Origin of the sequence: Streptomyces sp. NPDC035033 (assembly GCF_040636735.1) — a bacterium.
Taxonomy (GTDB): Bacteria; Actinomycetota; Actinomycetes; order Streptomycetales; family Streptomycetaceae; genus Streptomyces.
Genome location: NZ_JBEZUZ010000152.1, coordinates 1 through 9,773 on the forward strand (window position 1 = coordinate 1; position 9,773 = coordinate 9,773).

A 9,773-nucleotide genomic window follows, 5' to 3' on the forward strand; every position below is an offset into this window, starting at 1 on the left:
TGGGGGTCGGTCGCCTCGCACAGCTCCTTCGCGGCCGGCTCCAGATACGGGGTGATCGGAGGGGGAAGCTCAGTCATGTCGACTCCGTCGTCACGAGATACGTACGTGTGTTGTTCCTGCGGCCTGCGGTCAGCCGCAACCACCGGTTTCTCCTGGGCGTGATTTTTCTGCTTGTCAATCGTTTCGCGTGTCATCCGGCATGCGCAACTCGGCCGGATCGAATCGATGGGAAGTTGTTCAACCCGCAGGGCAGTGCGGACTGGTCGATACACGTATACGTATGTGCTCGGACGGGCTGCGCAGGAAAGGCGACGGATGCGAAGGAACCTCCTGGCGGAGGATCTTTGATGTCATCCTGGAACGTAAATTTCCCGGATCGGAAAGGTATGGCGGCCGGTCGGGAGCCCACCGGTGGGCAGCGGCTCTGAAATGGCTTCCTGCAGCCTTTCCCCGGCCTCCAGTCAGTTCGCGCCCAACCGCTTATACGAAACCTCCGTACAGGTTCACCCGTTCAGCATGGCTGATTTAGGTATACGTATTTATCGAGCGCCTGCCGGAAGGGAACGGTTCCGGTGCCGTACATGCCAGCCGTGAGCGAGCGACCGTTGGCTTCGTGGGAATTTTCGTCGTTCAATCTCTCTGCCGCCTCGAGGCATGCGAGGAGCGCGTCGGATGGTTTGTGGTCGGCGGCCTGTCGAGATAGACCTCCTTGCCGTCCTCATGTATCTCTAAGGGGCGGTGAAGGCATCATGGGCAGTGAACTGAACACACGTCAGCAAGTAGGCGGTGCACGATGCCCCGTCGCCGCATCCGGCCCATGATGCAACCGTGGACTGCTGCGGCAATGATGGTTGTACAGCGCCGGTGGAAGCTCCGATCCGGGCGGCTATGTAGGCAGAAGTCGACGTCGCAATATGTCGCACCGCGGAGTCGTTGAAACGGAACACAAAGATGGGAGTGGTAGTCATGGACGACACGCAGGCGGCAGATCCCGAGGGCACAGTAGAGGTCACTCTGGGCGAGCGCATGGTGCGCGTGCCTGCAGGTGGTTTGTTCGACCGCTACCGGATGCAGACCGACCTCGACGAGGTTGCGAAGGACCCTCGGGTAGCCGGGGTCGAGTTCTTCAGGAACCAGCCCAAGGTTGAGGTGCAGTCGAATATCGGGCCCACCTTCACCCCGAACTTCTACTACGCGATGTCGAACGCCCGACTGACGATGATCGCCCCCACGCATGCCATCCGGCAGCGCCTCCCAAGAGAGCTCGATCCGCTGCAGATCGCTCCCGGGCTTGGCCTGGTGTCCCTCATGCTCTTCCGTTACGACGTGGCCGACATCGACTTCTACACCGAGGCCGCCGTCGGTATCGCCGTCAAGCCGGCCAGACACGGCCGTTTCGGCGCGGTCGATCTCCTGGCGTCTTTGAAGAACGACCACCTCGACGGGTACGTTCTCTCGCTGCCGGTGAACACCGAGATCGCCCAGGTCCGCGGCCATGACGGCTACGGCTTCCCGAAGTGGGTGACCGACATCGACGTCGATATCGACGACCGTACGACCTTCGGCCGGGTTGCCAACGACGCGGGAGGAACCGACCTCGAACTGAAGGCGCGGACGCCCCGGCAGACGAAGCACCGCAGCGGGACCACAGTGTCGTCCCTGAACTCCTACACCCGATTCGGCGGCGGCTGGCACAGGACGTTCAGCCAGACGAACGTCCTGTCGTCCGGTACGCAGACCCTGCCTCGTGACCTCGAGCTCACCCTGGGCGAGGGACGCCTGTCGGACGACATCCGTTCTCTGAAGCCGGTGCGCCACCTGCGCCTGGACGTGATGACCTCCGGGCAGCTCGCCCTGCACATGCCCACGGTCATCTCCATCGACTGACCGCCACCATCGTCGCCCTGAGGCGCAGCGCCCACGCGCCGCATCACGGGCGGGGCGAGGGCAGCACATGACACGCCAGAGCACCCTCACCATCACCACCACGGCCACGCCGGAACAGGCTTATGCCTGCCTGAGCGACCTGCGAAAGTACGGCGACTGGTTGCCCCGGTCCGCAAGTTATCGGGGAACCTCACCAGGAAGAACATCACCAGCGACGATCGGCGACACATACGTCGACCACACGCCTTTGGGAGAGGTCCGTGGGATGGTCACCGATGCGTCTGCAGACAGCCTCATCGCCTTCCACCAGGCGACCGACGACGACGCGCTGATCATCGACATCACCTACCGCGTCGAACCGACAGCCGGCGGATGCACAGTCACCCGCATGGGACGTATCACCACCGCCGGAAGGCTACGCCTGGTCGGACCGCTCACGACAGCGCTGATCCGGCGGGAGAACCGCCGCACGATGGCACGGCTGAAGGAGCACCTGGACAGTCTGACCCCTCGCTGACTCCATGGCTCACGAAAGGGCAAGCGCATGACGACCACATCCCCCGCCCAGCCCATCACACCACGCATCGACTCCCGCCGTCTGCAGGCTTTGGCCCGACGCGTTCAGGTCGCGGATCCCACCTCCACCCAGGACGTCACCAACGCCATGACCGGCGAAGTCCTGGGCACCGTTCCTCACGGCACCCCCGAGGACGTCGTGGCCGCTGCCGCACGCGCCCGCAGCGTCCAGCGGGCATGGGCGGCCAGGCCGGTCAGAGAGCGCGCTGCGGTGCTGCGCCGATTCCACAACCTCGTCCTCGCCCGCCAGGACGAGGTCCTGGACCTGATCCAGCTCGAGAACGGCAAGGCACGCCGCCACGCGTTCGAAGAGATCATGGACGTCACCCTCAACGCGCGGTACTACGCGAACACCGCGCATGACTACCTGCGCCCGAAGAAACGGCAGGGCGTTCAGCCAGGCCTGACGAAAGCGTGGGAACTGCACCACCCCAAAGGCCTCGTCGGAGTCATCTCGCCGTGGAACTACCCCCTGACCCTGGGCATCAGCGACGCGCTGCCGGCGATCATCGCGGGAAACGCGGTGCTCGCCAAGCCGGACGCCCAGACTCCGTTCTCCGCGCTGTGGGCCGTCGAGCTCCTCGAAGAAGCCGGCATGCAACCCGGACTGGTCCAGGTCGTCACGGGGTCCGGTGCCGAGCTCGGCCTGCCCATCATCGAGAACTCGGACTTCCTCATGTTCACCGGATCCACCGCGGTCGGACGCAAAGTGGCCGCACAGGCCGGCGAGAACCTCATCGAATGCTCGATGGAACTCGGAGGCAAGAACGCCCTCCTCGTCCTCGACGACGCGGACATCGATCAAGCGGTCTCCGGAGCCGTGCGCGCCTGCTTCTCGAACACCGGCCAGCTGTGCATCTCCATGGAACGCGTCTACGTCCCCAGCACGCTCTGGGACGAGTTCATCCGCAAGTTCGTCGCGGCGACCGAGGCGATGAAGCTGTCAGCCGCCATCGACTACTCAGGTGACATGGGGTCGTTGGTCTCCCAGAAGCAACTCGACACCGTGATCCGTCACGTCGAGGACGCGAAGTCCAAGGGCGCCACCGTCCTCACCGGGGGCAAACGCCGCCAGGACCTCGGCCCGTTCTTCTTCGAGCCGACGATCCTCACCGATGTGGACGACACCATGGAGGTGTACGCACACGAGACCTTCGGGCCCCTCGTCTCCGTATACCGGGTGGCAGACGAGGAAGAAGCCATCGCCAGGGCCAACGACAGCGACTACGGCCTGAACTTCAGCGTATGGACCGGGGACGAGCGCCGCGGACGACGGGTCGCCGCACGCCTGCAGGCCGGCACCGTCAACGTCAACGACGCCTACGCCGCAGCATGGGGATCGATCGACGCTCCCATGGGAGGAATGAAGGCCTCCGGACTGGGCCGCCGGCACGGCGAGCACGGCATCCTGAAGTACACCGAGTCCCAGACCATCGCCGTCGAGCGCGTGATCCCGGTCGGAGCACCCGACGGGATCGACCCCGCACGCTATGCCCGCATCGTTTCCGCAGGCCTGAAGATCCTCAAGCGCCTGCCGGGCATCAAGTAGACACGAAAGACGACACATCTCATGCACACGGTTCTGGGCGCCAACGGACCGATCGGCGAAGAGCTCACCCGCGAGCTGTACCGCAACTTCACACACGACATCCGACTGGCCAGCCGCAACCCCACGAAGGTCCACGACACCGACCAACTCATCACGGCAGACCTGACGGACCCCGAGGCCACGAACCGGGCCGTCGAGGGCAGCGAGATCGCCTACCTCACCGTCGGCCTGCCCATGGACTCGCACCTGTGGGAGCGGCAGTTCCCCGCCATGATGCGCAACGTCATCGAGGCCTGCACGAAGCACGGCACCAAACTCGTGTTCTTCGACAACACCTACATGTACCCAGGCACTCCCACCCCACAGACCGAGTCGACCCGCTTCGAGCCGAACGGCCGCAAGGGCCGGGTACGCGCGCAGATCGCCACGATGCTGCTCAACGCGATGACCGCAGGCACCATCAACACCCTCATCTGCAGGGCACCCGAGTTCTACGGCCCAGGAAAAACCAAGAGTCTGACCAACTCGCTCGTCTTCGACCGCATCAAGGCAGGCAAGCGGCCCCTCGTCCCCGTCAGCGCCAAGACCGCCAGATCCCTCATCTGGACACCGGACGCCGGCCGCGCCATGGCCCTGATCGGCAACACCCCGGACGCCTACGGACAGACCTGGCACCTCCCGGTCGACACACAACGCCTCAGCTACGCCGAAATGATCCAAGTGGCCGAGCAGGTCACCGGCCGCCGCATCCGTTACTCGGTGCTGCCACTGGCTGCGTTCAACATCGGCGGTCGCTTCATCAACCAGCTCAAAGAGGTCCAGGAGCTCCTGCCCCGCTACCGCGGCGACAACATCTTCGACACCTCGAAATTCACGGCACGATTCCCCGAGTTCACCGTCACCTCCTACCACAAGGGCATCAGCGAGATCCTCGGCTGACCTCCCCACCGCCCGGCCCCGGCAACGCCGAACACAGCCGGCCGCACCCGCACCACCAGCCGGTCGCCGAGCATCCGCTCCGCCACCCCTGGCTTCCACGTTCGAGACCCCGGCAACTCCTGCACAGCTGATCGCGGACGCACCGTCCATGACCGGCTCTGCCGGCCTCGACCAGGCACCGTCCCGCCGAAGCATGTCCTACGGTGGGGCGTCACAGCACACGACAAGCACACAAAACGGGGTAGCTGGGCATGGGCTTTGCATTCGGTCAGCAACGCGGCGGCCAGCTGCCTGTCGAGCGGACCAGCTTCGTCGGCAGGGCCGAAGAGGTAGCTGCCGTCTCAGATGCACTCGACCAGACGCCCCTGGTGACGCTGGTCGGACCGGGCGGAGTAGGCAAGAGCCGAGTCGCCCTGCGAGCGGCCGCCTCCCTCAGACAGCGCTTCCCCGACGGAGTCTGGCTCGCGGAACTGTCGGCGCTGCACGATGCACAACTTCTCCCCGCCACACTCGCCGCCGTCCTCGGCCTGCCCGAGCAGCCCGGCTCGACCTCGATGGACGCCCTCGTCGAACACCTGCAGGACCGCCGACTTCTGATCGTGCTGGACACCTGCGAGCACCTCATCAACGCCTGCGCCACGCTGTGCGATGTGCTGCTGCGAGAGACAACCGGCGTATCCGTGCTGGCCACCAGCCGCCAGCCCCTCGACGCACCCGCGGAACGCTGCATCACGATCGGCCCCCTCCCGTTCGCCGACGCCATGGCACTCTTCGAACAACGGGCCCTCACCTCCGCACCCGACTTCGCGGTCCTCGACACCGACCACGACCAGATCTCAGCCCTCGTCGAAACAATGGAAGGGCTCCCGCTGGCCCTGGAACTGGCCGCGGTCAGGCTGAGAACCGTGCCCCTGGAACACCTCACAGCCCGCCTCAAGGACCGGTTCGGGATTCTGACAGGCGTGCGGCGCACCCCACCCGAACGCCAACAGACCCTGCGCAAGGCGATCGACTGGTCATACGAGCTGTGCACCGCCGAAGAACAGCTGCTGTGGGCAAGACTGTCGGTCTTCGCCGGTCCCTTCGAACTGGCTTCCGCAGAGCACGTCTGCGCGGATACGTCCCTGCCCGCAGCGAACGTACTGACCGTTCTCAGCAGCCTCGCCGACAAATCGGTCGTCTACCGCGACACCAAAGACGCAACCAGATACCGCATGCTGGATACGCTGCGCGCCTACGGAGCCGAACGGCTGACAGAACGCGACGACGAACGGAACACCCGCGAGAGTCACTTCCTCCTGTACCAGCAGCTCGGAAAACGCATGTGGGACCAACTCCTCACCGACCAGCAGGTCGAACTGCACAGGTTGTTCCGCAGAGAGATCGCCGACCTCCGCGCAGCCCTGCAGTACGCCCTCAACACCCCCGGCCGAACCGCACAGGGGCTGAGGCTCGCGGCACAACTCGCCCCCTACTGGCGGGCAACGGGAACACAGTCCGAAGGCCGCTACTGGATCGAACGAGGCCTGCGGGCCACTCCCGACGACTGCGCCCCCCGTGCCTGGGGACTGCTCATGGCGGGGGTACTGGCTGTATGGAGCAGCGACCTCGCAAACGCGCCCCAGTACTTCACCCAGGCATGGGAGGTCGCCGGCCGGTGTGATGAACAGCGAGTCCGGCTGCTTGCCGCACCCAACCTGGGAGCCATGCGGGTACTGGGCGGGGAGATCGAGGACGGCCTCACAGAATGGGAACATGGGTACCAGCGGCTCGTCGAAACGGACGACCTCTTGGGCCTGTCCGTGACCCGGTCCGAGGGAGCATTGCTGAAAGCCGCCCTCGGTGATTCCGCCGGAGCCCTGGCATGGTGCCAGGCCAATCTTGAGCGCCTGGAGAACACTGGTGAACGCCAGCTCTACGCCGCCACGCTGGCCGTCCAAGGCATCATCCTTTGGCTCGAAGGACGCGTAGACGAAAGCGTTCCGGCTCTCCGCCAAGCCCTGGAAGCCGTCAGCGACATCGGAGACGTACTCGTCGCCGCCCTGTGCTGCCTCGGACTGGCCTGGTACGCCACCGCAACGAAACGCTACATCCAAGCCGCATGGCTGCTCGGCTACGCCCAAACCGCACGCAAACTCGGCAGCGACCCCATCGGAATGCTGCCCACTCTGCTCGATCACCAGGACCAGGTGACCGCGACCGTCCGAGCCGAACTCGGTGCCGAGCGCTTCGACCACTGGCACCGTCACGGTGCCCGCATGTCAGGCGATGAAATTCTTCTGGCAGTCCGCGCAGACACCGACAAACCCCCTCAACCACAGACCGCGCCCAGCGTCCGAGCAGATCATGCGAGAACCACGGACCTCACCCCACGCGAACGCGAAGTGGCTTCCCTGGTCACGCAAGGACTGTCCAACCGTGAAATCGCCGACCAGCTGGTGATCTCGAAACGGACCGTCGACACCCACGTAGAACACATCTTTGCCAAACTGGACGTCACCACGCGGGCTGACATCGCACAGGCGATGAGGGACTGAAAGGCCCGCCCTACTCCCTCGGAGCGGCTCACGGCCGGTGACCCGGCCGATGGCCCCACGGAAGCCGAGCCAACGAACGAGCGGGCAGAGCAGCACCGTCCGAGCGCCGAAGAACAGAAGAACTCGCGGCTGGGCCCCCCGTCACAACGGCGTGTACGCACGGCAGCGCGCATGGGAATGCGTTGTCGGAGTGGATATCGGTGCCGGCACGCACGCGGAGGGCAGAACGGTACCGGACACCGAGCGGCAGCCTCGACGAGGTCAGCAGGCGGACAGGAACTCCGCAGTCATCCGCTGTGAATCGCGGCCTGGCTGATCATCCACGGACGGCCGGCCCTCGCCCTTCCGGCCCGCGACATGCGGCCGGCCATGTGAAGCCGAGGCCACCGGACCACGGACAGGCTCCGCTGGGGAGCCGAGGCGTCCCGCTGACTTCCACCGGAGAGGGACGTCAGCGCAAGCCCGAACAGCAGCCGGTTCATCTCCTCATCGGGCAGGCCGAGTTCCGCGGCAACATCGGAGGGCCTGATGTGCTTCGTGCGCAGTGCCGTGAAAACTTTTGATAGGACCTGGTACGTCTCTCGCTGCCCCATGCCCTCGGACTCATCGGACCGGTACCCCAGCTGGCTGAGTTCGGCGCAGGTGGAGCGGTACTGCCGTTCGGTGAGGGGGCCCGGATCGTGCATGCGGTAGGTGAGAGCCATGGCGGACACGTTCCAGATCCGCTTGCCACGGATGATCTGGCCGACCTGCGCGCCCGAGGGCAAGTGGCCGAGCACGCTGACTCTGGGCATGAGGAAGGCGGAGGCGAAGTCGTTGGTCTGCCGTTCGTCCTCGGGCCCGCAGCAGGCGTGCTCACTGCCGCGCATGACGAGGACCTGTCCGGCCGATCGTGGTTCCGGTTGTTGGGGCACGGCGGGGCTTCAGTCTGTCGAGGTCATAGGCGGCCCGCGATGTCGTGTGCCAGGGTGGCGGTATGGATTGGCAGTCCGAGAGCCCGGAACTCTGGGCATTTTTGGAGACCCTGCGCCCCGGCGACATCCTGTCCGGCACCGTTGCGGCGATCGAGCGGTTCGGGGTCTTCGTGGCCCTGGACGACGGGCCTGCCCATCCTCTCTTCCCTGGCGTCGGGTTCATCGTCATCCCGGAACTGTCCTGGCGGCACATCGACGCCCCCACCGATGTCGTCCAGGTGGGCCAGAGGGTCTCGTGCGAGTTCCTCCAGTTCGACACCTACCACGCGGAGGCCAGGCTGTCCTTGAAGGCGCTGGAGCCCGATCCCCTGCGGGCTTTCGCCGACCGCACGGTGGGTCAGGAACTCCGCGGGACGGTGGAGAAGACAGTTCCCATCGGCGTCTTCGTCGAGCTCGGAGACGGGATGGTCGGGCTGATCCCCTCCAGCGAGATCGACGGTCGGCCCGCGGTGAGTCCGGTGGAAGACTTCGAGGCCGGCGAGGAGATCACCGTCATCGTCACGGAAATCGACGTGCCGACCCGCCGAATCTTTCTTTCCAGGCCGAAGACCACCCAGCACGAAGGTGTCGTGCCGGCCACGTGACGGCCGGCGTGCTCCAGCCGTTGATGCGAGCACGGGGTGGGGTGAACTGAGTGATGCCGAGTGGGAACGGCTGCGGCCGTTCCTGCCGATCAGCAACCGACGGTGTGGCAGGTGATCGACGGGATCCTGCACCGGGCGCGGATCTGGAGTGCAGTGGCGTGACCTGCCCGACCGGTTCGGGGCATGGAAAACCGTCTACGAACGCCACCGCCTGTGGTCGGTCGGCGGCACCTGGAAGCGTCTGCTCCAGCAGGTCCAAGCCTCAGCCGATGCAGCGGGTGAGATCGACCGGGACATCTCGGTCGACTCCACCATCGTGCGGGCGCACCAGCATGCGGCGGGCGCTCGCACCGACCCACCGCCGACGCCCGACCACCGTGCCACCCTGGTCGCGGCGGCATGGCTTGAGGGCGGAGACCCGCGTGACTGTGCTCGCTGAGGCCGTACGCATCATCGCTTTCGCCTGCAACACCCTTGCCCCCCAGGCCGCCCGCCGTGACCGGGATCGCGCCCTGCACTTGGTGGAGGTCTGCTGGGAGGTGTTGAGTACGACAGCCGCCTGGCACGCCGCCCACCACTCCTACGTCGGCGCGGTCGACACCGTCCGGACTGCGATCACCGCGTGGGCCGATGCCGCCCACGCCTGGCTCAGGGACATCGCGGCCGAGGTGGGTCGCCGCATGGCCGATACGCCTGTCTGAGGTCCGCCTTCCCGCTCCCGGAGGCG

10 protein-coding genes are annotated in these 9,773 nt (G+C 65.7%); 8 read left to right on the forward strand and 2 right to left on the reverse strand.

Annotation, left to right across the window (positions count from 1 at the left end; all coding sequences use genetic code 11):
* Positions 1-194 (reverse strand): hypothetical protein (locus tag AB0E83_RS33875; RefSeq protein WP_362120414.1); only part of this gene is annotated, 194 nt, incomplete at its 3' end.
* Positions 195-966: 772 nt separating this feature from the next.
* Here AB0E83_RS33875 and AB0E83_RS33880 point away from each other — a divergent pair.
* From AB0E83_RS33880 to AB0E83_RS33900, 5 genes are all read left to right on the forward strand, one after another.
* Positions 967-1,887 carry an acetoacetate decarboxylase family protein gene (locus AB0E83_RS33880; protein WP_362120416.1) on the forward strand — a complete coding sequence of 307 codons (921 nt, stop codon included), beginning with the start codon at positions 967-969 and terminating at the stop codon, positions 1,885-1,887.
* 67 nt (positions 1,888-1,954) lie between these two features.
* Positions 1,955-2,404 (forward strand): SRPBCC family protein, encoded by a 450-nt coding sequence (locus tag AB0E83_RS33885; protein ID WP_362120418.1) that lies wholly within the window; start codon positions 1,955-1,957, stop codon positions 2,402-2,404.
* Positions 2,405-2,431: 27 nt separating this feature from the next.
* Complete coding sequence (locus tag AB0E83_RS33890) at positions 2,432-4,012, forward strand: succinic semialdehyde dehydrogenase (RefSeq protein WP_362120419.1); 1,581 nt, start codon at positions 2,432-2,434, stop codon at positions 4,010-4,012.
* 21 nt (positions 4,013-4,033) lie between these two features.
* On the forward strand, positions 4,034-4,951 hold the full coding sequence (locus AB0E83_RS33895) for an NAD-dependent epimerase/dehydratase family protein (protein WP_362120421.1): 918 nt from the start codon (positions 4,034-4,036) through the stop codon (positions 4,949-4,951).
* A gap of 251 nt (positions 4,952-5,202) precedes the next feature.
* Positions 5,203-7,488, forward strand: coding sequence for a LuxR C-terminal-related transcriptional regulator (locus AB0E83_RS33900; RefSeq protein ID WP_362120423.1), 2,286 nt, complete (start codon positions 5,203-5,205; stop codon positions 7,486-7,488).
* Between the two features lie 287 nt (positions 7,489-7,775).
* On the opposite strand, the gene AB0E83_RS33905 is transcribed toward AB0E83_RS33900, so the two are convergent.
* A complete protein-coding gene (locus AB0E83_RS33905) occupies positions 7,776-8,357 on the reverse strand; it encodes a hypothetical protein (protein ID WP_362120425.1) in 582 nt (193 codons plus the stop codon).
* Between the two features lie 107 nt (positions 8,358-8,464).
* Here AB0E83_RS33905 and AB0E83_RS33910 point away from each other — a divergent pair, with 107 nt between their 5' ends.
* From AB0E83_RS33910 to AB0E83_RS33920, 3 genes are all read left to right on the forward strand, one after another.
* Positions 8,465-9,046: a S1 RNA-binding domain-containing protein gene (locus AB0E83_RS33910; protein ID WP_362120427.1), complete on the forward strand. Its 582-nt coding sequence runs from the start codon at positions 8,465-8,467 to the stop codon at positions 9,044-9,046.
* 148 nt (positions 9,047-9,194) lie between these two features.
* On the forward strand, positions 9,195-9,485 hold the full coding sequence (locus AB0E83_RS33915) for a transposase (protein WP_362120429.1): 291 nt from the start codon (positions 9,195-9,197) through the stop codon (positions 9,483-9,485).
* On the forward strand, positions 9,469-9,747 hold the full coding sequence (locus AB0E83_RS33920; RefSeq protein ID WP_362120430.1) for a hypothetical protein: 279 nt from the start codon (positions 9,469-9,471) through the stop codon (positions 9,745-9,747). Before AB0E83_RS33915 ends, AB0E83_RS33920 begins: the two co-directional genes overlap by 17 nt.
* Positions 9,748-9,773: the final 26 nt, after the last annotated feature.